Source organism: Mesorhizobium sp. Root102 (genome assembly GCF_001425625.1).
GTDB lineage: Bacteria > Pseudomonadota > Alphaproteobacteria > Rhizobiales > Rhizobiaceae > Mesorhizobium.
In genome coordinates this window covers 731,947-757,517 of record NZ_LMCP01000001.1, presented here as the reverse complement: position 1 = coordinate 757,517, position 25,571 = coordinate 731,947, and the positions used below count along the sequence as shown (strand labels likewise).

The window sequence follows — 25,571 nt, the reverse complement described above, 5'->3', positions numbered from 1 at the left end:
CGGCTTTGGAAATTGCGCCAGATCAATACAAGCCTGCGGTCTAACTGTCAGTTTGCTCAAACAAGAAACATTGGGAGAAACCCTATGTCACATGTCGTCGTCCTCGGGGCCGGCCTTGGTGGAACCATCATGGCCTATGAAATGCGTGAGAAGCTGCGCCGCGATGACAGCCTCACCGTCGTCAATCTCGGCACATCCTATTCCTTCGTGCCTTCCAATCCGTGGGTGGCGGTCGGCTGGCGCAACCGCGACGACATCTCTGTCGACCTCGCCGCAATTTTCAAGCGACGCAACATCGCGCTCAAACCCGAGGGCGCCAAGAAAGTGTATCCGAAGGAAAACCGGATCGAGCTCAATGATGGTACGTTCGTCGACTACGACTACCTGATCATCGCGACCGGGCCGGATCTCGCATTTGACGAAGTGCCCGGCCTCGGACCTGCCGGATATACGCAGTCGATCTGCCACATCGACCATGCGACCGCCACGAAGGCCAAGGTCGATGAACTCGTCAGCAATCCGGGCCCTGTGATCGTCGGTGCCGTCCAGGGAGCATCCTGCTACGGCCCCGCCTATGAATTCGCCTTTATCCTCGACACCGCGCTGCGCAGGGCCAAGGTTCGCGACCGGGTGCCGATGACCTTTGTGACGCCGGAGCCCTATATCGGTCATCTCGGCCTGGATGGCGTCGGCGATACCAAGGGTCTGCTCGAGAGTGCCATGCGCGATCGCCACATTAAGTGGATCACGAACGCCAAGGTGACTTCAGTCGATGCCGGAACCATGCATGTCGAGGAAGTGAACGAGGATGGTGGGCTGAAGGCCAAGCACGACCTGCCATTCGCATTCTCGATGATGCTTCCGGCCTTCCGCGGCGTGCCGGCGGTGAAGGACATAGAGGGTCTGGTCAATCCGCGCGGCTTCGTCACGATCGACAAGCATCAGCGAAACCAGGTTTATCCGAACATCTTTTCGATCGGCGTCTGCGTCGCCATTCCCCCCGTCGGCAAGACGCCGCTGCCGGTTGGTGTTCCAAAGACCGGCTTCATGATCGAATCCATGGTCACCGCGACGGCGGAAAACATTGGCGCACTGTTGCGCGGCGAGGAACCGCGGGCTGTCGCAACCTGGAACGCGGTCTGCCTGGCTGACTTCGGCGACGAAGGCATCGCCTTCGTGGCGCAGCCGCAGATCCCGCCACGCAACGTCAACTGGTCATCGCAGGGTAAGTGGGTGCACGCGGCCAAGGTGGGGTTCGAGAAATACTTCCTGCACAAGGTTCGTCAGGGCAAGAGCGAGACCTTCTACGAGGGACTGGCACTCGACTTGCTCGGCATCAAGAAGCTCAAGGCCATTCACATAGAGCCGGCCGAATAGGCACGGCGCAGATTTCAGGAGACAAGATTATGACTATCGACAAGGCAGTTCTGATGTTCGCGGGGTTCATGGTGCTGATCTCCGTTGCGCTCGGCTATTACTATTCACCCTACTGGTTCCTCCTAACCGCCTTTGCCGGGCTCAATATGGTGCAGGCTTCGGTGACGGGCTGGTGCCCGGCGGCGATCGTCTTCAAGAAAGCAGGCTGCAAGAGCGGCGTCGCCTTCAAGTAACACCGACTTTCCAGGATTGGCGTCCCATACGGGAGGTGCCTTCGTGCCTCCCGTCCTTTCAATTCGTTCCGAGAACGGCACATTGCGATGAGATACGCACGATTCCTCCTGGCCGACGGGCTTCTGCTCGCCATCACGCTGCTCGTCGACGGCAGCGCGTTCGCGGGGGACTTCACAGTCAAGGCAGCCACCGTCATCGAGATGAAGGCCGTTTACGGTCAGGTCGAGAGCCGCACGATCGTGCCGGCACGAGCGCGCATTTCCGGTACCATCACCGAGGTGCGGGTGACGGAAGGCCAGATCGTTAAGAAGGGTGATGTGGTCGCTACCGTAGTCGACGACAAAATAGCTCTGCAGCTTCGCGCAGCCGATGCCAAGATCGGCGCCCTTAATTCCCAGATGGAGAATGCCAAGACCGATCTGCAGCGCGCCCAGGATTTGCTGACTAAAGGCGCTGCAACACAGAGCCGGGTCGATGCAGCTCAGACCCAGTTCGACGTCATCACCAGCCAGTTGGCAGCCGCGGTTGCCGAGAAGGCCGTTACCCAGCAGAGCGCCAAGGAAGGCGATACCTTGGCTCCGGCCGACGGTCGGGTGCTGACGGTTCCCGTCACGGCAGGCTCGGTGATCATGGCAGGCGAACCGGTCGCCCGGATCGCGTCGGGACAATACTATCTGCGACTGTCGCTGCCGGAGCGGCATGCGACGGAGATCAAGGAGGGCGCCCAGGTCGATATCGCCGAACGCGGCGCCGGCGCGGACGGCGGCTTCGTCAAGGCCCGCCAGGGCCGCATCGCCAAGGTCTATCCAGAGATCGAGAACGGCCGCGTCATCGCCGATGTCGAGGTCGCCGACATAGGCAAATTCTTCGTCAACGAGCGCACGCTGGTATCAATCCCGGTCGCGAGGCGGACCATGCTTGGCGTGCCGCCAAAGGCGGTCAGGACGGTACACGGGATCGACTACGTCACAGTCAATACACCGGACGAACCACTCGACGTGGCGGTCGTGCTGGGCGAGCGATACCAGGATGGTGGAGAGCTGCGGGTCGAAGTTCTGACCGGCCTCGCCGAAGGCGACAAGGTCGTCCTGCCATGAAACTTGGCATCGCCGGCGGGCTCACCCGCTCGTTCATCGCCTCGCCGCTGACGCCGCTCTTCTTGTTGGCGGCGCTGGCACTCGGGCTTGTGGCCCTCGCCACGCTGCCACGCGAGGAAGAGCCGCAGATTTCCGTGCCCATGGTGGACATCCATGTCGCGGCCAACGGGCTGAAGGCGGAGGATGCCGTCAAGCTCGTGACCGAGCCACTGGAAACCATCATCAAGGGCATTGACGGTGTTGAGCACATCTATTCGCAAACCGTGGACGACGGCGTGCTGGTGACTGCCCGCTTCAAGGTCGGTACCAGTTCCGACGCCGCCGTTTTGCGCGTTCATGACAAGGTGCGCGCCAATATGGACCGCATCCCGGTTGGCATACCCGAGCCACTGATCGTTGGGCGTGGTATAGACGACGTGGCCATTGTGGTGGTGACATTGACGCCGACGCCCGAGGCGGCCAGCCGCTATTCCTCGGCCGATCTGACTCGGTTGGCGCACGAACTGCAAGTCGAGGTCGCCAAGCTGCCGGATATTGGCCTGACTTACATCGTCGGCGAACAGCCGGAAGCGATCCAGGTCGAGCCGGACCCGGAAAAACTCTCTCTTTACGGCATCACGCTGCAGCAGTTGACGGCCAAAATCGCTGGCGCCAACAGATCCTTCCAGATCGGCACGGTGCGCGATGAGGGCAAGCAGCGTGTGCTGATTGCCGGCCAGACCTTGCAGACCCTCGCCGACATCGGCAACCTGCTTCTGACTGCGCGGGACGGGCGGCCGGTCTATGTGCGCGACGTGACCACAATCATGTTGGCAACGTCGCCGGCAGAGAACCGGGTCACCAACGTCATCAAGTCCGACAAGGGGCTTGAACGGGCGCCGGCCGTGTCGCTGGCAGTGGCCAAGCGTCCGGGCACCAACGCCGTTGTCATCGCGGATACGATCGTCAAGCGCCTTGACCAGGTGCGGGGTGAAATTTTCCCGAAGGACGTCGACATGGTCGTGACCCGCGACTACGGCCAGACCGCGAACGAGAAGGCAAATGAACTGCTCTTCCACCTCGGCCTCGCGACGATCTCCATCGTCGTGCTCGTTGCGGTCGCCATAGGCTGGCGCGAGGCGCTGGTGGTGGCCGTTGTCATCCCGACGACGATCCTGCTCACACTGTTTGCCTCGCGCATCATGGGCTACACGCTGAACCGCGTCAGCCTGTTCGCACTCATCTTTTCCATCGGCATCCTCGTCGACGATGCGATCGTGGTGATCGAGAACATTGCCCGGCATTGGGCCATGGATGATGGGCGGTCCCGCAAGCAGGCGGCCATCGACGCCGTGGCCGAGGTTGGCAATCCGACGATCGTGGCGACGCTCACCGTGGTCGCGGCGCTGCTGCCAATGCTGTTCGTGTCTGGTCTGATGGGGCCGTATATGAGCCCGATCCCGGCCAACGCCTCGGCGGCGATGCTGTTTTCCTTCTTTGTCGCGGTGACGCTCACGCCGTGGCTGATGATGAAGTTCGGGAAGAAGGACCACGCCTCGGCGCATGCCCATGATGCCAGTAGCCCCGGTGGCGCGCTCGGTCGCGCCTATATCGCGGTCGCTAGGCCCATCCTGAAGTCGCGGTTTCGGTCGTGGACCTTCCTGCTTGTCGTCGGCGCCGCGACCATGGCTTCGATGGTGCTCATCTACACCAAGCACGTCACTGTGAAGCTCCTGCCGTTCGATAACAAGACCGAATTGCAGGTGGTTGCGGACCTGCCCAAAGGCTCCTCTGTCGAGGACACCAATCGGCTGTTGCAGGCTGTGGTGAACCGTCTCGCCGACGTGGTCGAGGTGGTCTCGTTCCAGACCTATGCCGGTACAGCAGCGCCTTTCAATTTCAACGGCCTGGTGCGCCATTACTATCTTCGCTCTGGACCCGAGCAGGGCGACGTCGCAGTCAACTTGGCGGGGAAGGGCGAGCGCAGTCGTCCAAGCCATGCCATCGCCCTCGACATCCGCGAACGGCTGAAGGGCATTGCCATGCCAGAAGGTACCGTGCTCAAGGTGGTCGAGCCACCGCCTGGTCCACCGGTGCTCGGGACCCTGCTGGCGGAGATCTATGGCCCCGACGCCGAGACGCGCCGCGCGGTGGCGGCAAAGGTGCGCGAGACGTTCGCCGCTATTCCGTTCATCGTCGACGTCGACGACAGCTTCCACAACCAGCCGCAGCGCGTGCGGCTGGCGATCGACCAGGACAACCTCGAATACTACAAGGTCGAGCAGTCCGACGTGTACGATACGCTGAACTACCTCTACGGCGGCACGACGGTCGGCTATTCCCACCGCGGCGGCGGCCGCCAGCCGATCCCGATCCGCGTGGCGCTCTCGAAGAGCGACGGCGTCGTCGACCAGCGTGCCCTTACGACGCCGGTCCCGGCGAACGCGCTACCGGGCGCACGCGACGTGGTGGAACTCGGCGACGTCGTGCGGGTGACGCGTGAACCGGCATCCTATCCGATCTTCCGCCACAATGGCCGGCCCGCCGAGATGGTGATGGGGGAGCTCGCGGGCGCGTTCGAGGCGCCGGTTTACGGCATGCTCGCCGTAGACGATGCCATCGCCAAAGCCGATTGGGGCAACCTCCCCAAACCGACGATCGCATTGCACGGGCAACCGGATGACGAATCCAAGCCGACACTTTTGTGGGACGGCGAGTGGGAGGTGACGTGGGTCACCTTCCGCGACATGGGCGCGGCCTTCATAGTGGCGATCCTCGGCATCTACATTCTTGTAGTGGCGCAGTTCGGTTCGTTCAGGCTGCCACTGGTTGTCCTGACGCCGATCCCACTGACCCTGATCGGTATCATGCTTGGCCATTGGGCCTTCGACGCGCCGTTCTCGGCCACCTCGATGATCGGCTTCATCGCGCTCGCCGGCATCATCGTGCGTAATTCGATCCTGCTGGTGGATTTCATTCGCCATTCCAAGGGCACCGACAGGCCGCTGGTCGACGTGTTGCTCGAGGCCGGCGCCATCCGCTTCAAGCCGATCCTGCTCACCGCGATCGCAGCGATGATCGGGGCAGCGGTCATCCTGACCGACCCGATTTTCCAGGGGTTGGCGATTTCGCTGCTGTTCGGCCTCGCCTCATCGACGCTGCTGACGGTGCTCGTCATTCCCGCCATCTACGTGGCGTTGCGCGGCGGCTCGAGGCAGGACACCAGGACCGATGTGCCGGCAGAGCCTGCAACGACCAATCAACCAACCTCAGCTTCCGGCTGAACCAACAAGGACAAGATCATGAGCTACTATTTTTCCAAGATGCTGGACTCCAGCTTCGATGCGGCGGTCGAACACACGACGGCGGTTCTGAAGGACGCCGGCTTCGGCATCATTACCGAGATCGACGTCAAGGAGACGTTCAAGAAGAAGCTCGGGATTGACTACCGCAACTACCGTATTCTTGGTGCCTGCAATCCCAAAATGGCGCTTGAGGCGCTGTCGATCGAAGACAAGGTCGGTACCATGTTGCCTTGTAACGTCATCGTTCAGGAACTGGGCGAAGGGCAGGTGGAAGTCGCTGCGATCGACCCGGTTGCCTCAATGGCTGCGATTGAGAACGCGGCGTTACGTGGTCCGGCCGAGCAGGTGCGAAACATGCTGCGAGACGCAATCGAAAGCCTTTGAGGCATTGTGATGTATGCACGTCTGTTAGTCGCCACGGACGGATCTGAGCTGGCGGAGATCGGCGTGAAGCAAGGGCTGTCGCTTGCCAACCGTCTGAAGGCAAAGATTGTCTTCTTGTATGTCACCGAACCGTTCCCTCTCTTCGATTGGCGAGATCCGATGTCAGGCTATTCGGCTGGCCAACATTTCCGTGCTTATGTCGAAGAGGGGCGCCGCTTTGCCGGGCAGATCCTCGATCGATGCAAGGCGTCGGCTTTGGACCTGGGCGTGGACGCTAAGGTCGTTCATCTAGAGAACAAGAGACCAGCGCAAGCGATCCTAGAGCTATCCAAGGCAGAAGGCTGCGACCTCATCGTCATGGCCTCGCACGGGCGCCAGGGACTGGGAAAGCTGCTCTTGGGAAGCCAGACCGCCGAGGTACTTTCCTACGTCGATATCCCGGTCCTGGTCGTCCGCTAGGACGTTTGGCGGTCAGCCGCGATCTGACCTCGATCAATACCGGGCGCTCGATTTGCCGGTAGAAAAGCTCAGGCGCTGCTTATACCAAGCAGGCAAGCACCAGCGAGAAAGGCCACGGAATGTTCGAATACAACATTGAAGCCCGACGGACCGATGCACGAGGCAGCGTCGCCACGACCAAGAACGCCGCGCTTGTTCTCGACACCTGTCTCGAGGGCCGACCCGATGCCTTCAATCCAGCCGAACTGCTTCTGGCGGCCATCGCCGCCTGCATGATCAAGGGCATCGAGCGCGTCACGCCGATGCTCGGTTTCAAGCTGCGCGGCGTCAAGGTCGCGTTGCATGCCGTTCGGCGCGACAGCCCACCGGGGATTACCTCGATCGACTACGAGCTTGTCGTCGACACCGATGAAACCGACCAGCGGCTGGAGCTGCTTCACAAGAACGTCCGCAAGTACGGCACGATTTCCAATACAGTCGCCGCCGCCACGAAACTCGAAGGCACGATCCGGAAAGCATGAGCCGGCTGCATGTCGAAAACCATCTTGTGTCGCGCATCGGCTGGCTGCGCGCCGCCGTGCTGGGAGCCAATGACGGGATCGTCTCGACCGCGAGCCTGATCGTCGGGGTGGCGTCGGACCGCCGCGCCGAATTCGCAGGTTCTGGTCGCCGGCATAGCCGGGCTGGTGGCGGGCGCCATGTCGATGGCGGCCGGCGAGTATGTCTCGGTCAGCTCCCAGTCGGACACCGAGAATGCCGACCTCGCCCGCGAACGCGAGGAACGGCGAGCTCACCCGCGGATAATTCAGCTAAGAAGTTGTCCGGTTCCCGTATCAGAGATGAGGACTTTCGCCTCGCGCGATCATCATGTGGTGGTTCTGATGATGCATGCCACGCCCCATGAGCCCGAAGAATCCGAGGCCGCGCAATTTGGCGGCATCCTTCGCCGGCGGCCACACGGTCAGGGATGCGCCACCGTCGATGTCAGAAGCCTCGAAACGCCAACCGTCGACCCCGTTCATCGCCGCCGCATGGGCCTTCACCATCCGGCGCACCGAATCCTGAACGGCTCCCGAACCTGTGACCAGGAAGCGGGTTCCGCCCGGGACCGGCTCGCTCTTCACATCGGCGGCCAAAGTAACCGCGTTCATGTCGACGAGATGCGCACGCAGGGCGTCGATGTCCACTTTGGACCAGTCTGTATCGGAATCAGCCTCCAGGATGGCTACGATCTCCTGGATCGCCGCGAACGCGCCTTGGCCCGGCTCCGTCGGGACGGAAGCACCGGCGGCTTGCCCACTCATCATCTGCATATGCATTTTGTGGTCCATTCCGCCGGTCTGGGCTTGCTGGGCACAGGCCGCGGAAGGAATCAAGCAGGCGGCGAGTGCGAGGGCGCGTATCATGGCAATTGCTCCATTGGACAGGCATGCTTGCCACAGCCTCAAGCAACGCTACATGATAGAAATCATGTCGCTCCCGCTTATTGCCCTGCTCGACCATTTGGAAGGCCACGATATCGAGTTCGTGGCGGGAGCACCGGTGTTTCATCTGGGTGATCCCGTCCGGTTTATCCACGTTGTGCGTTCAGGTGTTGTTCATCTGGTCAGGCATCAAGACAACGGGACGGCGCTGATCCTTCAACGCGCGGGTCCAAATTCCATCTTGGCCGAAGCCTCGTTGTATTCAGCCTCTTACCATTGCGCGGCCCAGGCGGAAGTTGCTGCCGTGACCTGGGCCATTCCACGCGGCGGCCTGCTCACCCGGATCGAAGAGGACACGGAGTTGGCGATCGCTTGGGCGCGCCATCTGGCACACGAAGTTCAGCAGGCGCGACTGCAGTCGGAGATCTTGTGCCTCAAGACAGTCGCGGCCCGCCTCGACGCGTGGGTTTCCTGGCATGGGAGCCTTCCCGCCAGAGGACACTGGTCAACGCTGGCCCGTGAAGTAGGTGTCAGTCCCGAGGCGCTTTATCGCGAAATCGCCTGGCGCCGAAAGCGTGACACGATTTGATTTCTACAGCCGTCGCTGGGTTCGCGCTGCAGGTGTACGGCGGCAGCCGATCGTAAGTTTTGGAAGAGACGGACGTGTCTATCCATCGCCGGGGCAAAGGTCTCAAGCCCGTGATCTGCCGCTCTGTCGGGCGTCTCCGCGCTCTTCGAACGGCGCCCATACGCCGTCAGGCCCACCCCAACCTTCGCGACTTTGTGGCCTTCAAATATTCGGTCGCGCGCTGCTCGAAGAAGTTAGCGCGCGCGACCAGTTCTCGGCGTCGATCACACGGTCGTAGATCGATTACTGCTCCTTCTTGAACAAATCCTGGAAGATCAGCTGGCCCCAAGTGCTGGCGCGTGCGTGCACCAGCGCGCCACCCTCGCTGAGCTTTCCCAGCTTGACGGGTGCGAACCCGAGTTGTTTGGCCAAGGCCGCCACGGGAGCGATCGCGTCCTCGTCGTCGCTCGACAGAAAGACCACCCGGTGGCCGCCCTCGACGATCGGATCGGCAGCCAGGGTGGCCGCAATCAGGTGATTGAAACCTTTCACGAACTTGGCGCCGGTGAACGACTCCGCAACGAAGGCGGAGGACGGGAGGCCGTCCAGCTCTTCAGGGACAGGAAACGCGTTCATCGCGTCGATGACCGTCTTGCCTTTCCAGCTCGGCAGGGCTTTCGCAACCTCGCGATGCTCCCCGAAAGGGACCGCCAAGATGATTGTGTCGGCCTCGAGTGCTTCCCCCAGCGACTTGGCGACGACCCTGGGGCCAATCGCCCGAGCCTGCGGCGCCAACGCCTCGGGCGGCCGGCGGCTCGCGACGGTCACGTCGATGTTTTTACGGGCGAAGGCGTGGGCGAGGGCCTGGCCTATCTTACCGAATCCTACAATCGCGTAGTTCATAATGCTTCTCCGATCCGTGTTGGTTTTGTTTGCCCAGCCTTCAACGGCGCTGGGTTATCCGTTCCGCTGTGTGGCGACCTTTGCGTGGTCGTTCCACCATGGACATGATAGTTCCCGCCGGTCAGCCGCTTCCCGCGACCCGGCGCGATTTCAGATGGCCGAGAAGCCGCCGTCGACAGACAACTCCACCCCATTCACGAAACTCGAATCGTCTGAAGCAAGAAACAGCGCGACCGCCGCAATTTCTTCAGGACGCCCCATCTTTCCCCGCGGGATCAGGGATTCGAACATCTGCTTCGCCTCCTCTGTGAGAACTTGGTCCTGCATCGGTGTGGCGATCGGCCCTGGGTGCAGCACGTTCACCCGGATATTCCTGCCCTTGAGTTCGTTGAGCCACCCGCGTGCGAATGCGAGCAACGTCGCCTTGCTCGCCGCATACACGCTGTAACCTGGAAAACCTTTGATCGAAGCGACTGACCCGGTCATGAAGATCGATCCGCCATCGTTGAACAGCGGCAACGCCTTCTGTACCGTAAACAGCGTGCCGCGCGCATTCAGGTTGAAGGCCGCATCGAAGTGCTGCTCGGTAATCTCGCCCAGTGGGACGGCTTCGCCCGTGCCAGCGCTCGCGTACAGGATGTCGATCTTGCCCTTTTCCCGCTTGACTGTATCGAACAGGCGGTCGAGGTCGTCGAGATTGGACGCGTCGCCGCGAACGCCGGTTACGTTCCGGCCGATCAGCTTGACGGCCTCGTCCAGTGCCTCCTGTCTCCGGCCCGTGATGAAAACATAGGCGCCTTCTTCAACGAACCGCCTGGCGCTCTCCAGCGCCATGCCGCTCGATCCACCCGTGATGACTGCAACCTTACCGTCTAGCTTTCCCATGACTTTTCCCTTCAGGCTCTGCCTTTGGTCGTTCGGGAAGAACCCCGAGAGCCAGGAAATAAGTCTGCCGGGGTCAGGCTTTGAGTGCGGAAATGCGCACATCGGTGGTGCAAAATCGATCCGGCTGGACGACGGACGCCAGCCGCGACGATCGGCGTCCGCCGTTCGGAATTGGACCGTGCTTGTCGGCATGGGCTATGATGACCGCCCGGCGCCACCCACATACGAGATGTTGTTCGATGTGATGGACACGGGCTTTGGAAGGCGCACCTCGCGGTGCGAGATTGCACCATGATCGACTGGGATGACATTCGCTACTTTCTTGCCGTCGCACGCGGAGGCTCGGTGCGGGCTGCTGCCGCGCACCTCGGGGTGAATCATTCAACCGTGCTGCGACGCATCGCCCAGCTCGAGGAACGTCTTGGCGCGCACATGTTCGAAAAGCTGCCTTCGGGCTACCGCCTGACGGCTGCAGGCGAGGAAGTCCTTGAGCTCGCGAACCAGATGGAAGCGTCGTCGCACCAGCTGGAGACGCGCGTCTTCGGGCGCGACCAGAGCGTGCGCGGGCTTCTGCGGGTGACACTGGCACCGACCCTTGCGACACACCTGCTCATGCCGGACTTCGCCGATTTCGCGCTTCTGCATCCGGACATCGAGATGGAAATCTTGTCGTCCGGCGAGCTGGCAAATCTGACCAACCGAGAGGCCGACGTGGCGATCCGCGTCGTCTACGACCGCAAAACCCTGCCGCTCAATCTTCACGGCCTGAAGGGACCGGACCTGTTCGGCGGCGTCTACATGTCCCGGGATCGACTAGCCGCAGGGCGTGCGGGCGCGCCTGATCCCATCCGGTGGATCGTCATAAGCATTCATGGAATTCCGGATTGGGCCAGCGAGATTCGCACCACGGGGGTTCCGTTCAGGACCACGGACGGCGAGGCGCAGATCGTTGCCGTACGGCAAGGGCTCGGGATCACGACACTGCCGTGCTTCGTCGGCGATGCCGACCCCCTACTGGTGAGGGTGCCGGGCACCGACCTGCACATGTACGGAACGCTCTGGCTTCTCACGCAGGGTGAGACACGCAAGACGAAGCGCGTGCGGCTCTTCACCGAGTTCATATCCCGCAGGCTCGCCGCGTACGCTCCGCTTCTCGCGGGGCTGTCTGTATCGCGCGACTGATGAGCAGCAGGTAACCGATGACGCTGTCTCGAGCGTACCGCTGTATCAACTACGAAGCCGATGTAAATCTCGCGACGGACCCTGGTTGTAGACAGCCTCGTGACGGTCTTTGTTTGGGAACTGCCGGTACGGCTCGGTCGGCGGCCGTCAGAAAGAAATCGACCGATTGATACCGATAGTCGCTGAAACCGAGCAAATCGTGGAAAGCTTCCACAGTCGTGGAAACACTGGACTCGCGGTCGCGACGCCCAGTCCGAGCACAGCGCGCTCCCGCAAGCGGCATTCGACATGTCGAGAAGGCCTCGGCACTGCTCAGCAAGCAGTTGCATAAGACGACGCGACCAATGTCCCGTCTATCAGGATTTGGGGTTGGCTTGCCGCCAGGCCTCGTACTCCCCGCGGGCATCGTCATGCAGCGGATAGTAGCGCTGCAACGGCGCGCCCTCCATGAGCTTCATTCGCGAGAACTCCTCCCAATCGTGATGCTTCTTCGATTCTTCGATGACCTTCGTGGCCATTGCGACGGGAAGCACCACCACCCCGTCGTCGTCGGCGACGATAATGTCACCGGGGACCACCGTTACACCGCCGCAGGCAATTGGAACGTTGACCGCGTTCGGATAGATGCTGGTTTGCACATGGTAGTTGGGCGTCCAGCCGCGCAGCCATAGGGGCAGGTCGAGCTTTTCAACATTGGGCCGGTCGCGCATGCACCCGTCGATGACGATGCCCGCGCCGCCTCTGCCCTTGAAATACGTCGACATCATATCGCCGAAGACGCCCGAACTCATATCGCCGCGCGCGTCCACCACGACCACATCGCCTTCCTGCGCGTGATACAGCACGTGCCGATGCAGTTGCGTCTCGGGATCGGCATATTCTCCCTCGCTGAACAGGTCCGGCCGCTGCGGCAAGAACTGCAGCGTCAGCGCCGGCCCGACGATCGACTTCCCATGGTTCTGCGCCACCGGACCGACCATGTGGGGATTGCGGAAGCCCATGTGGCCAAGCGTGCCGGCAACCGTCGCGGCGCCGATCTCTCTTAGCGCGTCGATCAAATCTTTGGGCGGCCGCGTGATGTCGGGTGTATGCGTCATTATCGGACTCCGGTTGAAACTACCAGTTCGTGACGGAACCGTCGCGGCGTCTCAGGTGAGGCGCTTCCCAGAAACGCAAGCTCTCCGCCTGGATCGCAGCTTCGTTGACCTCGACGCCGAGCCCTGGCAGATCGCGCACCGGATAATCGGGGCCGTCGAGCCGTGGTTGCACGGGGAAGAAGTCGGAATTGTCAAAGCCCAGCTTTCTTTCGGGCTCCCTGGTCTCGAGCCACGCGAAGTTGGGTACCGCGCAGGCGAGATGCACGGTCGCGGCCGTGCACACTGGACCAAGCGGATTGTGCGGCATCAGGTCCACGTAATGCGCCTCGCTCCAGCCAGCGACTTTCATCGCCTCGGTGAGCCCGCCGACATTGCAAACATCGAGCCGGTTGAACTGATGAATGCCACGCTCGATGTAGGGCAGGAACTGCCACTTGCTGGCAAATTCCTCGCCGATGGCAAAGGGGATCTCAGTCATCGTACGCAGGGACTCGTAGGCCTCCGGTGTCTCGTCGCGTATAGGCTCCTCGAGGAAATCGAGCACGCCGCGGCGGAGTTTGTTGCAGAAGCTCGCCGCCTCTGCCACCGATAGTCGGTGATGATAATCGATGCCGAGGACGACGTCGTCGCCGAGCGCCTCGCGCGCCCTGTTTAGCATTCTCGCGGTAGCGCCGATCGACTCGCGCGGCTCGAAGACGTCCCTGCTGCTTTGCCCGACGGGGAAGAAGCGGATCGCCTGCCAACCCTGTGCGCACAGTTCGCGGGCGCGTTCAATGGCGGCATCGCCCTCGGCCTCGTCTCCGGTCGAGGCGAACGTGGGGATGCGGTCGCGCTGCTTTCCACCCAGCAGTTCGTAGACCGGCACTCCCAGCGCCTTGCCCTTGATGTCGTGAAGGGCGATGTCGATAGCGGAAATCGCCGCCTGCAGAACCCGCCCGCCTTCGAAGTACTGGCTGCGATAGACCTCCTGCCAGATCCGCCCGATCTGCATGGGGTCGCGGCCGATGAGAAACTCGCGATAATGCTCGATCGCGCCGACCACGGCCCTCTCGCGGCCGCTCAAGCCGCTCTCGCCCCAGCCGAAGATGCCGTGGTCGGTCTCGACCTTGACCAGCATCTGGTTGCGCGTTCCTACCCATACTGGATAGGGCTTGATATCGGTAATCTTGAGCTTCGTAGTCATTAGCGTCCACGTTCCAAACGCATCCACCCTGTTTCAGGAGGCCTCCAGAGCCATTTCAGTTTCGCCGTCGAACAGGTGCATCCGCTCCTGGTCGAACTCGAGCCAGATCTGCTCATCAGGTTTGACGGCGATGTTGGGGGACACGCTGATGTTGACGATGGCGCCGGAGAGGAACGCCTGCACGAAGGTGACATCTCCGGTTGGTTCCACCGTATAGGCCTTGGCCGGAATGGCACCGGTGACCGCGCTCTTGTGCAGCTTGATCGTCGAGTGGCGCGCACCGAGCACGACCTTCCGGGTGGTCGCTTTCTGGACCTTGCGCGCGTTGAGTTGCGACAGCTCGAGGCTCCAGCCTTCCGCGCTCGTCAGAACGGTGCAGCCGTTTGCCGTCGATGCCTCCAGCGGAATAAGGCTCATCGCCGGGCTGCCTATGAAGCTCGCGACGAACATGTTGACGGGATGGGCGAAAACTTGCGCCGGCGAATCGTATTGCTGCAGATAGCCGCCGTTCATCACGGCCATCCTGTCCGCCATGGTCACGGCCTCGAGCTGGTCGTGCGTCACATAGATGATGGTCGCCTTGAGGTCCTGATGGAACCGTTTGATTTCGGACCGCATCTGCACCCGCAGCTTTGCGTCGAGATTGGAGAGCGGTTCGTCCATCAAGAATACCGCCGGATCTCGAACGAGAGCGCGGCCCAGGGCCACGCGCTGCTGTTGCCCGCCCGAAAGTTCGCGTGGCTTGCGCTCGAGCAGCTGCGTCATGTCGAGCACTCGCGCCGCTTCCCTGACCTTCTTGTCGATCTCGTCCCTGGGCAGTTTGCGCATCTGCAGCGGGAACGCCAGATTCTTGTAAACCGATTTCTGCGGATAGAGAGCGTAGTTCTGGAACACCATCGCGATGTCACGGTCCTTGGGGTCGAGGTCGTTGACCACCCGGTCCCCGATGACGATGTCGCCCGATGTGATCGGGATCAGCCCCGCGACGAGATTGAGCGTGGTTGTCTTTCCGCAGCCTGAAGGGCCGACGAGCGCAACGAATTCGCCGTCATTGACCGTCAGCGAGACGTCGTTGACAGCTTTGAAACTGCCATAGGTCTTGACGAGATCTTTGAGGACCACGTGGGCCATCGGCAACTCCCTAGTGCTTGACCGCGCCTTCTGTAAGGGCGCGTACGAAGTATCGTTGCAGGACAAGGAACAGCACCACGACGGGTACGCTCATCATAAAGCTGGCCGCCATCAGGCCCGGAAAGTCCGTCGTATTTTCCGAGAAGAAACGCTGGATGCCGACCGGCAGGGTCAACTGGTCGTTTTTGGAAAGGAAGGTGTAGGCGTAGATGTACTCGTTCCATGCGCCGATGAAGGAATAGATCGCGGTGGCGATGATCCCCGGCGTCGAAAGCGGCATCACGATCAGGATGAAGGCCTGGAACCGCGTTGCCCCATCGATGCGCGCCGCCTGCTCGAGCTGAACCGGGATGTTGTCATAGAAGCCCTTGAGCAGCCAGATCGCCAGCGGCAGGCCGAAGGTGAGATAGGTGAGAATGAGCGAGCCATGCGTGTTCACCAGCCCGATCGCGCGCATCAGGATGAAGAGCGGCACGAGAAAGATCACCGCCGGGAACATGTTACGCAGCAGCACGGCGAAGAACAGGAAGTTCCGGCCCGGGAAACTGAAGCGCGAAAACGCGTAGGCGGCGGGAACAGCTACGATCACCGAAAGGATTGTCGTGACCGTCGACACGAAAAGGCTGTTCCAGAAGAAGCGGAGGAAGTCCTGGCCGACGCTGTTTTGCGGATCGAGCAACTTCTCGTAGCTGGCAAGGGTAGGCTGGTCAGGCCACCATTGCGGCGGGAATTGCATCGCCGCGAACCCGGACTTGATCGAGGTGATCAGCATCCAGATCATCGGCAATGCGGTGTAAAGCAGCATGAACACGAGGAAGATGCGCCCCGCCCACCGCCATCCGTCGACGCGCATGCTGCGACGGGTCTGGCCTCGAGGGGCTGTCTCGACAGTCATGCTCATGCGCTCCCCTCTTTCCGGTCGTTGCCGGCTAGCGCACGGACGTAGAAGTACCCCAGCACCATCAGCATGAGGAACAGGAGCACCGAATAGGCCGATGCGACGCCCCAGCGCTGCCGGCCGAAGGCGAGCTCATAAATGTGCGTGATCCAGATATGCGAAGCGTTCGATGGCCCGCCGCCGGTCATGATCCAGGGGATGATGAACGAATTGAAGTTGGCGACTGCGAGCAGCAGGATGGTCACCGTCGAGACGTTGCGCAAGTGCGGGAAGGTGACGTGCCAGAAGCGCTGCCATGCATTGGCCCCGTCGACTTCGGCGGCGCGCAGCAACTGGTCGGGGACGGTCTGCAGGCCGGCCATCATCATGATCATGGCGAACGGAAACTCGCGCCAGATATTGACGACGATCAGCGAGGGCAGCACCGTGCTGACATTGTCGATGAAGTTCGGTGGTCGGTCCGCCAATCCGAGGCCGACCAATACCGCGCCAATGATCCCGAAATCCGAATGATAGATCCACTTCCAGATATAGGAAGCGGCAACTGCGCTGATGACCCAAGGGATGATCAGGATAGCGCGCAGGATACCCCGGCCGATAAAGTCGCGGTGGAGCGCCAGCGCGGCGCCAAACCCCAGGACAAAGGAAATGAATGTCGAACCCAGTGTCCAGATCAGCGTGTTCCAGGTGACTTTCCAGAACACCTCGCTGGTGAGGATGGCCGTGTAATTGTCGAAGCCGATGAAGCTCTTGTCGCGGAGCTGCAGGCCAGGCGGAGTCTTGAAGAACGACAGCTCGATCGTGTAGTAGATCGGATAGGCGATGACGATGAGCATCACTGCGATCGCAGGGAGCACGTACGCATAGTCCGCGCGATGCTCCCATATCTTCCGCAGAACCCCGGATCTGCCGGGTTGCAATCTTCGGCGAACCTCGGCCTTGCCGGTCACGATCGTCACTGTGGCGTGCCCTTGTTCTTCGGAACGAACCGGCTGCACGATCGGCGCAGCCGGTCAGGTCGCAGGTCAGGCTCGGACTAGAGTCCGCCCATCAGGTCTTTCACCTTCTTGGCCGCGTCGTCCGCTGCCTGATCGACCGTCATCGCGCCGGTCAGAGCATTCTGCAGCATGTCCGGGACAATGATGTTCATGATCTCGGGGGACTGCGGCAGCGCGGGGAACGGGATGCCGTATGGCAGCATCGATGTCGTGACATCGAGGAACTTGATGTTGTCCAGACGTTCCTTCATCCATTTGGTCTTGAAGCCATTAAGGTTGCCCGGGTTCGAGCCGGCGTAAGCCATCTTCAACGACCATTCCGGGCTGGACCACATGCAGATGATAGCCTTTGCAGCCGGCTCGTCCACCTTGCCGCCCTCGACATATTCGGGCTTCAGGATGTGGATGTTCGAACCGCCGAACACGACCGCGCGCTTGCCGTCGGGGCCGGTCGGAATCAGGCCATAGCGCATGTTGTCGATAACGGTCTGCGCCTTGTCCTTGTCGGTGCCCGTCGCTTTCTTTTGCAGGTCGAGCATGACGTTGTAGTCGGACGGGTGCGAGATCATCATGCCGAGCTGGCCGGCGACGAACAGAGGCTGGTTATCGGCCTGCTGGTTGGTGAGCGCCGAAACCGGAACCGACTTGTCGCGAACATACATGTCGTACGAGGCCTGCAGCGCCGCCTTGCTCTGCGGGCTGTCGAGTTCGACCTCGCCGTAGGTCGGGTTCGCGGTGGCTTCGTCGAAGACGCCGCCGCCATAGGCCCATAGCTGCGGCATGAAGCGGTACGGCGTGTTGCCGGCATTCTTGCGAGCCACGAGGCCGTAGCCGGCAATGCCGAGCTTGTCGTGGATCTGCTTGGAATACTTGACGACGTCGTCCCAGGTTGCCGGCGCCTTGTCCGGATCGAGCCCCGCACGCTTGAAGATGTCGGCATTCCAGATGAACGCCATCGTCTCGTTGTTGGTCGGAATGCCGTAGGTCACACCCTCCCAGGTCACGGCCTTCATGGCGCCGGGCCAGAAATCCTCGGTTGAATAGCCCACATCCTCGGGCTTGAGCGGCTGCAGATAGCCCTTCGAGGCGAACTCGGTGCCGCCCAGGATTTGCAGCCGGACAGCCATCGGCGCGGCATTGCCCAAGAGTGCCGTGCGGAACTTGTCGAGAAGGTCGTTGTAGGTGAGGGCTTGATCCTCGAGCTGGATGTTCGGATAGGTCTTGCGGAAGGTCTCGAAGAAATCCTTGTAGTATTGGCGCAGGAGGTCGGGATCGCCCTCGAACACCCCCTGATACCAGAAAGTGAGTCGCCCCTTGTAGTCGAGCGGGGTGACTTTGGCACAATCGGCCGCCGTGTCGAAATCCTGTGTGCCCGCGATGGAGCGCACATATTCCGGCGACCACTTGCTCAGGTCGACCGGCGGCGCACCCAGCGCTGATGTAGACATCAGCGAGGCCGTCAAAACTCCGACGACAGTGCCGCGCAGGACCGCACTGCCGAGCGTAATCCTCGTCATAGGTATCCTCCTGGTTCTCCCATGCCGCTCCGGGCCGAGGCAAAGCGGTCCTTGTTTGGTCGACCGCGGGGATGCTTCTCGGTCTATGTACCCGTTCGACCACTTAGTACGTTTTCAGATCGTGAATTGCCTGTCAACGCACCAGATCGTACATTGTCTGCGAATGCCGTGTATGATATCGGAGAAAATGTGTATAATCTTGGGGAGCCGGCGTTGGCCGAAACAAGCGATTTCAAAGCAGAGCCACCCTTGGGGATTGACCCTATCGGTGCCTCCAGCGAGGGCGCCTCGCTTTATGAACTGATCAGGGAAGACATTATTGAGGGACGGCTCGCTGCCAACGAGCGCCTTGTGGTCACCGATCTCGCCCGGCGTCACGGCACCTCGACCAATCCCGTGCGCGAGGCGCTGCAGTTGTTGCGCGGCGAGGGCTTTGTCACCTTTGTCGCCAACCGTGGGGCGCGCGTCCGACCCATAGATCAGGATTTTGTCCGGGATATCTACGAGATCGGTGTTCTGATCGAGCCAGCCCTAACGCGATGGTTTGTGAATATGGCTACCAGCGAGGACATCGCCGAACTCGAACGTATCCAGGGCCTGATCGAAGAGAACAACTTCGCCGACACATTCAGGCATAGTGAACTGGATACCGCCTTCCACACCGTGATGTACCAGCGCCATTATAACCGTCATGCCGCCGAGCTTTGGTGGAAGCATCGCGAAGTGCTGCGAGCCGTTAGCCGGCGTTTCAATTTCACGCTCGCGCGGCGGGCCGCCATCATGCGTGAGCACCGCGAACTCATCGCGCATATAAAGGCGGGAAATGCCGACGAGGCAGGCGAACTCATTTCCCGCCATGTCGAGGGTTCCGGCCGGCACGTTCTTGAACAGATGCGTGCGCGCAACGCCGCTCGGGCCGGATAGAATGTCCGGTCCAGAACCTCGTGGCCTGACCATTCCAGACAAAGGCAATTGAGATGAAAATCACGAGCGTTCGGCCGTGGCTGATCAAGTCCGATGCTTCCTATTGGGGAGAGTTCCTGTTCGTCGAGGTGACGACCGACGCAGGGGTGAGTGGCTGGGGAGAGATCACCACCACCACAAGGCTCGCCAACCGAGCCCTCTGCACGATCCTGCGACAGATCGGTGTCGCCGTGACAGGCGAGGATCCGGCGCGTATCGAGTATCTCTGGCACAAGATTTTCCGCAGCTTCACCTACATGGGCAGCCGCGGCGCCGCTGTTGAATGCGTAAGTGCTATCGATATCGCGCTCTGGGACATCCGGGGCAAGGTCCTCGGCAAGCCGATTTATGAGCTGCTGGGCGGATCCGTGCGCGATGAAATCTCGCTTTACACCCATCCCAACCAAGCCAAATTCACCAGCAAGGAGGCTGTGGTCCGCGAAATTCGCGACATTGTCGAGTCCGGACACACCGCGCTCAAGTTCGACCCTTTCCCCCACCAGGGCCGTGGCGCCGATGGCCTTTCCCGCGAACAGCGGGACGGCTACCTCGATGGCAGCATGACCCGCAAGGACGAGCGCGAAGCCGCCGAACTCACGGCCCTGATCCGCGAAACGGCGGGGCCTGATGTCGACATTCTCATCGATGCGCATGGCCGCTTCGACGTTCCCACTGCCATCCGCCTCTGTCGGAGCCTCGAGGAAGCCGGCCAGATCGACTGGTTTGAGGAGCCATGCCCGCCTGAGAGCCTCAACGCCCTCAAGCAAGTGCGTGAGAAGGTCAGTGCCGCCATCTCGTGGGGCGAGCGTGGCCACACGAAGTGGGATTTCGTGCCGGTCCTTGAGAACAGGCTGGCTGACTACATCATGCCGGATGTCACTTGGACCGGCGGCATTACCGAACTCAAGAAGATTTCCGCTCTATGTGAAGCCTACTACATCCCGGTCTCGCCGCATGACGCCGCGGGGCCGATCAACGTGGTTGCTGGAGCGCAGGTGATGATGACCGTTCCCAATTTCTACAAGCTCGAAACGTCGGAGTGGAACCTGGGCAAATACGATCATCTCATCGACAGGCCACTCGACGTATCGAACGGCAGCCTCAAGCTGACGTCGAAGCCCGGTCTCGGTATCGAGATGGACCGCGACTACCTGCAGGCCCATGAGATTGAATTGGGCTAGCAACGCCCTATGCGGGCAGGCCCGCGCGCAACAAGCCCGCCGACCAGAACGAGGATAAGCCATGCCAAAAATGCGTGGAGCCGACGAGGCGCTCAATCGGGTAAACACCAACTCCAAGCCGTCCGAGCTTCGCATCACCGACATGCGGGTAGCCGAAATCGTTGGCGCCCCGTTCACCTCGGCGCTCATCAAGATCTACACCAACCAGGGCATTGTCGGCCTGGGCGAAGTGCGTGACGGCGCCAGCGCGACCTATGCGCTGATGCTCAAGAGCCGGTTGCTGGGCGAGAACCCCTGCGACATCGATCGGCTGTTTCGCCGCATCAAGCAATTTGGCGGCCATGGGCGGCAGGGTGGTGGTGTCTCGGCAGTCGAGATCGCCCTCTGGGACCTTGCCGGCAAGGCCTATGGCGTGCCGATCTACCAGTTGCTCGGGGGACGGTTCCGCGACAAGGTGCGTGTCTATTGCGATACCGATGCGGAGAAGCCCAGCGGCACCGAGACCGGCAAGCGGCTCAAGGCGCGGATGGCTCTCGGTTTCACGTTCCTCAAGATGGACCTCGGGCTGGCGCAGATCTCCCACATACCAGGCGCGGTGGTCGCGCCGGCTGGCGTGCTCGACGGATTCCGCACGCATGCCGGTCGCGGCCGGGCACGCACGCTGGACGAGCGCCGGGCGCGCAATGCCGCTTATGACGCACAGAACGTGCCGCATCCTTTCACCGGCCTCCACTTCACCGAAAAGGGCATCGACCTGCTTGATCAATATATCCACGAGGTCCGAGAGGTGATCGGTTACGAGATCCCGCTCGCTATCGACCATGTCGGCCACATCTCGCTGCAGGATGGCATCCGTCTCGCCCGGCGGATCGAGAAATACGCCCCAGCCTGGCTCGAGGACGTGATCCCCTGGCAATACACCGAGCAGTATCGGCAGTTGCAGCAGGCAACATCCGTGCCGATCTGCACCGGCGAGGACATCTACCTCAAGGAAGGCTTCGAGCCGCTGCTCAACTCAGGCATCTCGGTCATCCACCCGGACCTGCTTACCACCGGCGGCATCCTCGAGACCAAGAAGATCGGCGACGCGGCGCAAGAACATGGCGTTGCCATGGCCATTCACATGGCGGAGAGCCCGATCGCCGCGATGGCCGCCGCGCATGTCGCCGTGGCCACGGAGAACTTCATGGCGCTCGAATATCACAGCGTGGAAGTGGACTGGTGGGACGATATCGTCACGGGCTTGCCCAAGCCGCTGGTCAAGGACGGGTTCATCACAGTGCCCGACAGACCGGGCCTGGGCATCGACGACGTGGTTGATGAAGTCATCAGTCAGCACCTGCAGGAAGGGGTCAAAGGCATCTGGCAACCGACCGATCACTGGGATGACGAATATTCCTGGGACCGGACCTGGAGCTGACCGCCTCACCTCTTGAGGGAACGCAAGAAGGGGAAAGCATGAAGATCACCGATCTCCGGTGCGCCGTCATCGGCAAACATCCTATCGTCCGCATCGTGACCGACGAAGGCCTTTATGGCCTCGGCGAGGTCGAGTACACCAAGCCTTATCTCAAGCCCTGGGTCCTGCATTTCCGCGACGCCCTAATCGGTGAAGACCCGACCGACGTCGAACGCTGCATGCTGAAGATCCGGCAGCGGGGCTCGTTCAAGCCGTACGGCGCCGCCGTCAGCGTCATCGAGCACGCTCTGTGGGACATCGCGGGCAAGGCGGCCGGCGTTCCGGTCTACAAGTTGCTCGGCGGCAAGGTGCGCGACAAGGTGCGGGTCTATAACGGTTCGATCCGCAAAAAGCGCACCGGGGACAAACCCGAGGACTACGCGGCCGACGTCAAATGGATGATGGAGCGGCCCGAAAACTTCTTCATGGTGAAGCAAGGTATCAGCTTCCACTCCAACATGAAGACGAGCGTGCCTGACTTCCACTACGGTATCCGCCAGCCGCCGACCTATCACGGCGCGATGGACCAGGGGCAGATTAGCGAGCGCGGCATGACGCATATGATCGAATGCGTCATCGCCATGAAGGAGGTGCTCGGCGACACGGTTTCGCTCGCGCTGGATTGCGGCCCCGGCTGGTTCTTGCCCGACGCTATCCGCTTTGCGCAGTCGGTTGAAAAGTACAATCTCATGTGGCTAGAGGACATGCTGACGGGTGACTACGTGCCATGGGTCAATCCGCAGGCTTACCGCGAACTTACGATATCGACGTCCACCCCCATCCACACAGGAGAGCAGATCTACCTGCGGCACAATTTTAAGGAATTGATCGAGACGCAGGCAGTGCGCGTCATCGGCCCCGATCCTGCCGATATTGGCGGCATCGCCGAGCTCAAATGGGTGGCCGAGCACGCCTATATGCACTCGATCCTGATGGCCCCGCACGGCACCGCGAACGGCCTCCTGGGCCTCGGCGCGCTGATCAACGTATGCGCCACCTTGCCCGCCAATTACGTGGCGTTCGAATATCCCAGCGCCTCGGACCCGTGGTGGAACGACATCGTCATCGGCCTGCCCAAGCAGATCGTGAAGGACAGCATGATGGACCTGCTGGAAGCGCCGGGTCTGGGCGTCGACATCGACGCCGAAGCAGCCAGGAAGTACCTCAGGGAAGAGGATGCGGGCTTCTTTGACTGAAACCATTCTTCTTTAACCACCCTGCACCACGCGGACCGCTTCACGCAAATTGGCATTCGGAATGATCGCTTCGGGTCAGAAACGGAAGCTCGGCAAAATCGTAATGCCCCGCATTCGCCTCGCTGCTAAAGACCTTCTGCGAGGTAGCGCACCTTGTGGCAATTGGCGTCTCAGTGCACCAAGTAAAACCTTTGACCTGTGTACTGCGCACCCTCCACCCACAATGCGAGCGCAATCGCTGGCGAACGTCCCTTAACTTCAAAATTGCGGCCCCGATACCTTCCTGCTGCGATCCATACTGTCTTTGAACGGCGGTAAATCGTGATGCCCCGTTCACTCGCCCAAGCGCACAGTTCTGCGCCATTTCGACCCATTTCCCAGCCCTGGGCCGATGCTGTCTCTGTATAAGAAAGCTGCATATCCATATTAGGCTTCCCTAATCTTGATAACCTAGCGCCGTCTCCAACATCACGGAATGAATGATCGGACTACTCCGTTTCGGTTGTGTGTCGACCACAGCACGATCAGGTATCCACCATAGACAAAAAGGCCCTTTGCCTTGTGTCAGATGACGGGAGCGGTCGCGTCTTGGTCTCTTGGTCGGAAATGGCCCTTGGCGCCAGCCGTAACAAGACGACCGGCAAGGCTGCCTGAGAGGGGACACCTTGCCGCCCGTGCCGGCCGCTGCGGCGGGAGCTTGGGGTTCCTCTCCGCACCACGCAGATTACGCCTATATTAGCACTCACGCAACAAGGTTGGCTCTAGCCGACGGAGGTCAGCAAGCGGCAGAGGGGCTGGGTCTTGTCGAAAACGAATGGCCGGTGCGGCTTACTGCGTTGGACAGCTTTGCTTTGCGCCACACCGGCCATGCGGGTTGGATTGGGTGTCCCCCGCGTCGATCAATTTATAGATATATTAGCCGCATCGCAAATAAGACTGAAGTCCCATGGTTCCCATGGAACGTCCAGTTGCGGGGTTGGTTGGTAGCTCCCCATCAACGAGCCAATAGTGGCTCGGCAAGCGGTCGCAGGGGGGCTCTTCGGACGCGATCTCGGATTCATACAAAGTCGGCATCTATGTCAAATGCAAATGAACGAGCACCGTTGCCGGCAATTTGAGGAGCCGAAGGCCAGAGCATATGCATCGCGATTACGAAGCGATTTTCTATCGGGCGAGTGCTCTCGGCGTCTCGATCTATCAACGTTCAAAAACAGTGTGGGTAGCTACGGGGAGTCACCTGGGCCGCCATTTTGAGGTTAAAGCGCGCTCTCCTGCGATCGGACTCGCATTGTGGATGGAAGCCGCTCAGTACACAGGTCAACGGATTTAGCGCCTCGCAATGACAGAGGCCTGAACAGCGATCACATCTCCGGGATGTTGAGAACAACATTGTCAGATGGTTAACAAATGGTTGCATCTGGACTTTGGGATCTGTCAGGCTGATGTCAGGAACGCAATAAACAGTCAGATCGCGTTGGCGATCGAACGCCCGACAATTTTAAATAGATAGATCAGTTTCTACTTGGCCGAAGCGCACGCTAGACCGCCCACGGTTGCCATTAAGTCAGGCGACTGTTGTCGCCTGCCGCATCGCTTCGCAAGTTCTATGCGGATATCCAAGAAATTGCTAATGCTCCTGTTTTGAAGGAGATGTGAGTAAATGTTGATAATAAATTGAGCTCACTAATTATAAAACATGCTGACAGCCTCATCATAAAACAAGACTCGATCTTCCGGAAAGATAAGCGACAAAATTCTCAGGAGCTGAACGTCACATTGTTATGAAGGCTTATCACGATAGACGCGTTCCTTCCGCGATTTCTCTTGTTGCGTCTGTTGAATCGATCTCGACGATCAGCTTTGCAGAGTCTTTGACCAAAATTAAATCTGTGGAAGCAGGCAAGGCAGGTCGCGCTCCGGAACCCGGCAAAGCCGGCGGTGCTGGCGAAACCGGCAGCAAGGCTGGCGGAGCCGGTGAGTCCGGAGGCAAGTCCGGGGGCGCTGGAGAAGGTGGCAGCAAGGGCAGCAAGGGCAACTGATCGCCCTGTCGATCTTGCCAAATGACTAAGAGCGCACCTTGCCGGCGTGTATGCTGGCGGGTGCGTTTGCCGCGGTCGAGACTCCTACCGCGCACGCGGGAGTCCGTCGCCT

General features: G+C 60.7%; 23 protein-coding genes and 1 pseudogene. 15 read left to right on the top strand and 9 right to left on the bottom strand.

From position 1 onward, the window contains the following. Positions 1 to 84: 84 nt before the first annotated feature. The 8 genes and pseudogenes from ASD12_RS03395 to ASD12_RS32685 all read left to right on the top strand — a co-directional run. The gene (locus tag ASD12_RS03395) at positions 85 to 1,377 is read left to right on the top strand and encodes an FAD/NAD(P)-binding oxidoreductase (RefSeq protein ID WP_056581876.1); all 1,293 of its coding nucleotides are present in this window, start codon (positions 85 to 87) and stop codon (positions 1,375 to 1,377) included. Positions 1,378 to 1,406: 29 nt separating this feature from the next. After that, positions 1,407 to 1,610: a DUF2892 domain-containing protein gene (locus ASD12_RS03390; RefSeq protein ID WP_056581875.1), complete on the top strand. Its 204-nt coding sequence runs from the start codon at positions 1,407 to 1,409 to the stop codon at positions 1,608 to 1,610. A gap of 87 nt (positions 1,611 to 1,697) precedes the next feature. Then, on the top strand, positions 1,698 to 2,708 hold the full coding sequence (locus ASD12_RS03385) for an efflux RND transporter periplasmic adaptor subunit (protein WP_056581874.1): 1,011 nt from the start codon (positions 1,698 to 1,700) through the stop codon (positions 2,706 to 2,708). Continuing rightward, on the top strand, positions 2,705 to 5,971 hold the full coding sequence (locus ASD12_RS03380) for an efflux RND transporter permease subunit (RefSeq protein ID WP_056581873.1): 3,267 nt from the start codon (positions 2,705 to 2,707) through the stop codon (positions 5,969 to 5,971). The genes ASD12_RS03385 and ASD12_RS03380 overlap by 4 nt, the downstream gene beginning before the upstream one ends. Before the next feature lie 18 nt (positions 5,972 to 5,989). After that, on the top strand, positions 5,990 to 6,376 hold the full coding sequence (locus ASD12_RS03375) for a DUF302 domain-containing protein (protein ID WP_056581872.1): 387 nt from the start codon (positions 5,990 to 5,992) through the stop codon (positions 6,374 to 6,376). A 9-nt stretch (positions 6,377 to 6,385) separates the two neighbouring features. Beyond that, positions 6,386 to 6,835, top strand: a complete 450-nt coding sequence (locus ASD12_RS03370) for a universal stress protein (RefSeq protein WP_056581871.1) — start codon at positions 6,386 to 6,388, stop codon at positions 6,833 to 6,835. 119 nt (positions 6,836 to 6,954) lie between these two features. Then, positions 6,955 to 7,356 carry an OsmC family protein gene (locus ASD12_RS03365; protein ID WP_056581870.1) on the top strand — a complete coding sequence of 134 codons (402 nt, stop codon included), beginning with the start codon at positions 6,955 to 6,957 and terminating at the stop codon, positions 7,354 to 7,356. Beyond that, positions 7,353 to 7,611, top strand: a pseudogene (locus tag ASD12_RS32685) (VIT1/CCC1 transporter family protein); the annotation flags it as partial. The gene ASD12_RS03365 and the pseudogene ASD12_RS32685, both read left to right, overlap by 4 nt. A 57-nt stretch (positions 7,612 to 7,668) precedes the next feature. Here the strand turns inward: ASD12_RS32685 and ASD12_RS34560 are convergent. Next, positions 7,669 to 8,241 carry a hypothetical protein gene (locus tag ASD12_RS34560; protein WP_056581869.1) on the bottom strand — a complete coding sequence of 191 codons (573 nt, stop codon included), beginning with the start codon at positions 8,239 to 8,241 and terminating at the stop codon, positions 7,669 to 7,671. Here ASD12_RS34560 and ASD12_RS34555 point away from each other — a divergent pair. Beyond that, positions 8,240 to 8,848 carry a Crp/Fnr family transcriptional regulator gene (locus ASD12_RS34555; protein WP_056581868.1) on the top strand — a complete coding sequence of 203 codons (609 nt, stop codon included), beginning with the start codon at positions 8,240 to 8,242 and terminating at the stop codon, positions 8,846 to 8,848. The two genes, ASD12_RS34560 and ASD12_RS34555, sit on opposite strands and share 2 nt — an antisense overlap. A 282-nt stretch (positions 8,849 to 9,130) precedes the next feature. Here ASD12_RS34555 and ASD12_RS03350 read toward each other — a convergent pair whose 3' ends face one another. Then, complete coding sequence (locus ASD12_RS03350) at positions 9,131 to 9,730, bottom strand: NAD(P)-binding domain-containing protein (RefSeq protein ID WP_056581867.1); 600 nt, start codon at positions 9,728 to 9,730, stop codon at positions 9,131 to 9,133. Positions 9,731 to 9,880: 150 nt separating this feature from the next. Further along, a complete protein-coding gene (locus tag ASD12_RS03345) occupies positions 9,881 to 10,615 on the bottom strand; it encodes an SDR family oxidoreductase (protein WP_056581866.1) in 735 nt (244 codons plus the stop codon). Between the two features lie 291 nt (positions 10,616 to 10,906). On the opposite strand from ASD12_RS03345, the gene ASD12_RS03335 reads away from it, so the two are divergent. Then, positions 10,907 to 11,797 carry a LysR family transcriptional regulator gene (locus tag ASD12_RS03335; protein ID WP_056581864.1) on the top strand — a complete coding sequence of 297 codons (891 nt, stop codon included), beginning with the start codon at positions 10,907 to 10,909 and terminating at the stop codon, positions 11,795 to 11,797. Positions 11,798 to 12,153: 356 nt separating this feature from the next. On the opposite strand, the gene ASD12_RS03330 is transcribed toward ASD12_RS03335, so the two are convergent. The 6 genes from ASD12_RS03330 to ASD12_RS03305 form a co-directional block, all read right to left on the bottom strand. Beyond that, positions 12,154 to 12,894, bottom strand: coding sequence for a ribonuclease activity regulator RraA (locus tag ASD12_RS03330; RefSeq protein WP_056581863.1), 741 nt, complete (start codon positions 12,892 to 12,894; stop codon positions 12,154 to 12,156). Between the two features lie 19 nt (positions 12,895 to 12,913). After that, on the bottom strand, positions 12,914 to 14,077 hold the full coding sequence (locus tag ASD12_RS03325) for a mandelate racemase/muconate lactonizing enzyme family protein (protein WP_056581862.1): 1,164 nt from the start codon (positions 14,075 to 14,077) through the stop codon (positions 12,914 to 12,916). A 33-nt stretch (positions 14,078 to 14,110) separates the two neighbouring features. Beyond that, positions 14,111 to 15,208 (bottom strand): ABC transporter ATP-binding protein, encoded by a 1,098-nt coding sequence (locus ASD12_RS03320; RefSeq protein ID WP_056581861.1) that lies wholly within the window; start codon positions 15,206 to 15,208, stop codon positions 14,111 to 14,113. 10 nt (positions 15,209 to 15,218) lie between these two features. Continuing rightward, positions 15,219 to 16,109 (bottom strand): carbohydrate ABC transporter permease, encoded by an 891-nt coding sequence (locus tag ASD12_RS03315; RefSeq protein WP_056581860.1) that lies wholly within the window; start codon positions 16,107 to 16,109, stop codon positions 15,219 to 15,221. Then, positions 16,106 to 17,065 (bottom strand): sugar ABC transporter permease, encoded by a 960-nt coding sequence (locus ASD12_RS03310; RefSeq protein WP_056581859.1) that lies wholly within the window; start codon positions 17,063 to 17,065, stop codon positions 16,106 to 16,108. The genes ASD12_RS03315 and ASD12_RS03310 overlap by 4 nt, the downstream gene beginning before the upstream one ends. 77 nt (positions 17,066 to 17,142) lie before the next feature. After that, entirely contained in the window at positions 17,143 to 18,621 is a 1,479-nt protein-coding gene (locus ASD12_RS03305; RefSeq protein ID WP_056581858.1) for a sugar ABC transporter substrate-binding protein, read from the bottom strand. A gap of 213 nt (positions 18,622 to 18,834) precedes the next feature. Here ASD12_RS03305 and ASD12_RS03300 point away from each other — a divergent pair, with 213 nt between their 5' ends. The 5 genes from ASD12_RS03300 to ASD12_RS33915 all read left to right on the top strand — a co-directional run bounded on the left by ASD12_RS03300 (position 18,835) and on the right by ASD12_RS33915 (position 25,459). After that, complete coding sequence (locus ASD12_RS03300) at positions 18,835 to 19,545, top strand: GntR family transcriptional regulator (protein ID WP_056581857.1); 711 nt, start codon at positions 18,835 to 18,837, stop codon at positions 19,543 to 19,545. Positions 19,546 to 19,598: 53 nt separating this feature from the next. Further along, positions 19,599 to 20,765, top strand: a complete 1,167-nt coding sequence (locus ASD12_RS03295; RefSeq protein ID WP_056581856.1) for a mandelate racemase/muconate lactonizing enzyme family protein — start codon at positions 19,599 to 19,601, stop codon at positions 20,763 to 20,765. 61 nt (positions 20,766 to 20,826) lie between these two features. After that, positions 20,827 to 22,185, top strand: coding sequence for a mandelate racemase/muconate lactonizing enzyme family protein (locus tag ASD12_RS03290; protein ID WP_056581855.1), 1,359 nt, complete (start codon positions 20,827 to 20,829; stop codon positions 22,183 to 22,185). A 38-nt stretch (positions 22,186 to 22,223) separates the two neighbouring features. Next, positions 22,224 to 23,420, top strand: a complete 1,197-nt coding sequence (locus tag ASD12_RS03285) for a mandelate racemase/muconate lactonizing enzyme family protein (RefSeq protein ID WP_056581854.1) — start codon at positions 22,224 to 22,226, stop codon at positions 23,418 to 23,420. Positions 23,421 to 25,201: 1,781 nt separating this feature from the next. Next, positions 25,202 to 25,459, top strand: a complete 258-nt coding sequence (locus tag ASD12_RS33915) for a hypothetical protein (RefSeq protein ID WP_156398528.1) — start codon at positions 25,202 to 25,204, stop codon at positions 25,457 to 25,459. Positions 25,460 to 25,571 lie beyond the last annotated feature (112 nt).

Excerpts from the sequence above, each read along its gene's own strand:
- ASD12_RS03305 (WP_056581858.1), bottom strand. The coding sequence starts at position 18,621 with ATGACGAGGATTACGCTCGGCAGTGCGGTCCTGCGCGGCACTGTCGTC.
- ASD12_RS03370 (WP_056581871.1), top strand. The coding sequence starts at position 6,386 with ATGTATGCACGTCTGTTAGTCGCCACGGACGGATCTGAGCTGGCGGAG.
- ASD12_RS34560 (WP_056581869.1), bottom strand. The coding sequence starts at position 8,241 with ATGATACGCGCCCTCGCACTCGCCGCCTGCTTGATTCCTTCCGCGGCC.
- ASD12_RS03365 (WP_056581870.1), top strand. The coding sequence starts at position 6,955 with ATGTTCGAATACAACATTGAAGCCCGACGGACCGATGCACGAGGCAGC.
- ASD12_RS03330 (WP_056581863.1), bottom strand. The coding sequence starts at position 12,894 with ATGACGCATACACCCGACATCACGCGGCCGCCCAAAGATTTGATCGAC.
- ASD12_RS03375 (WP_056581872.1), top strand. The coding sequence starts at position 5,990 with ATGAGCTACTATTTTTCCAAGATGCTGGACTCCAGCTTCGATGCGGCG.
- ASD12_RS03390 (WP_056581875.1), top strand. The coding sequence starts at position 1,407 with ATGACTATCGACAAGGCAGTTCTGATGTTCGCGGGGTTCATGGTGCTG.
- ASD12_RS03380 (WP_056581873.1), top strand. The coding sequence starts at position 2,705 with ATGAAACTTGGCATCGCCGGCGGGCTCACCCGCTCGTTCATCGCCTCG.
- ASD12_RS03345 (WP_056581866.1), bottom strand. The coding sequence starts at position 10,615 with ATGGGAAAGCTAGACGGTAAGGTTGCAGTCATCACGGGTGGATCGAGC.
- ASD12_RS03285 (WP_056581854.1), top strand. The coding sequence starts at position 22,224 with ATGAAGATCACCGATCTCCGGTGCGCCGTCATCGGCAAACATCCTATC.
- ASD12_RS03385 (WP_056581874.1), top strand. The coding sequence starts at position 1,698 with ATGAGATACGCACGATTCCTCCTGGCCGACGGGCTTCTGCTCGCCATC.
- ASD12_RS03320 (WP_056581861.1), bottom strand. The coding sequence starts at position 15,208 with ATGGCCCACGTGGTCCTCAAAGATCTCGTCAAGACCTATGGCAGTTTC.
- ASD12_RS03350 (WP_056581867.1), bottom strand. The coding sequence starts at position 9,730 with ATGAACTACGCGATTGTAGGATTCGGTAAGATAGGCCAGGCCCTCGCC.
- ASD12_RS03295 (WP_056581856.1), top strand. The coding sequence starts at position 19,599 with ATGAAAATCACGAGCGTTCGGCCGTGGCTGATCAAGTCCGATGCTTCC.
- ASD12_RS03315 (WP_056581860.1), bottom strand. The coding sequence starts at position 16,109 with ATGAGCATGACTGTCGAGACAGCCCCTCGAGGCCAGACCCGTCGCAGC.
- ASD12_RS03335 (WP_056581864.1), top strand. The coding sequence starts at position 10,907 with ATGATCGACTGGGATGACATTCGCTACTTTCTTGCCGTCGCACGCGGA.
- ASD12_RS33915 (WP_156398528.1), top strand. The coding sequence starts at position 25,202 with ATGAAGGCTTATCACGATAGACGCGTTCCTTCCGCGATTTCTCTTGTT.
- ASD12_RS03395 (WP_056581876.1), top strand. The coding sequence starts at position 85 with ATGTCACATGTCGTCGTCCTCGGGGCCGGCCTTGGTGGAACCATCATG.
- ASD12_RS34555 (WP_056581868.1), top strand. The coding sequence starts at position 8,240 with ATGGCAATTGCTCCATTGGACAGGCATGCTTGCCACAGCCTCAAGCAA.
- ASD12_RS03290 (WP_056581855.1), top strand. The coding sequence starts at position 20,827 with ATGCCAAAAATGCGTGGAGCCGACGAGGCGCTCAATCGGGTAAACACC.
- ASD12_RS03325 (WP_056581862.1), bottom strand. The coding sequence starts at position 14,077 with ATGACTACGAAGCTCAAGATTACCGATATCAAGCCCTATCCAGTATGG.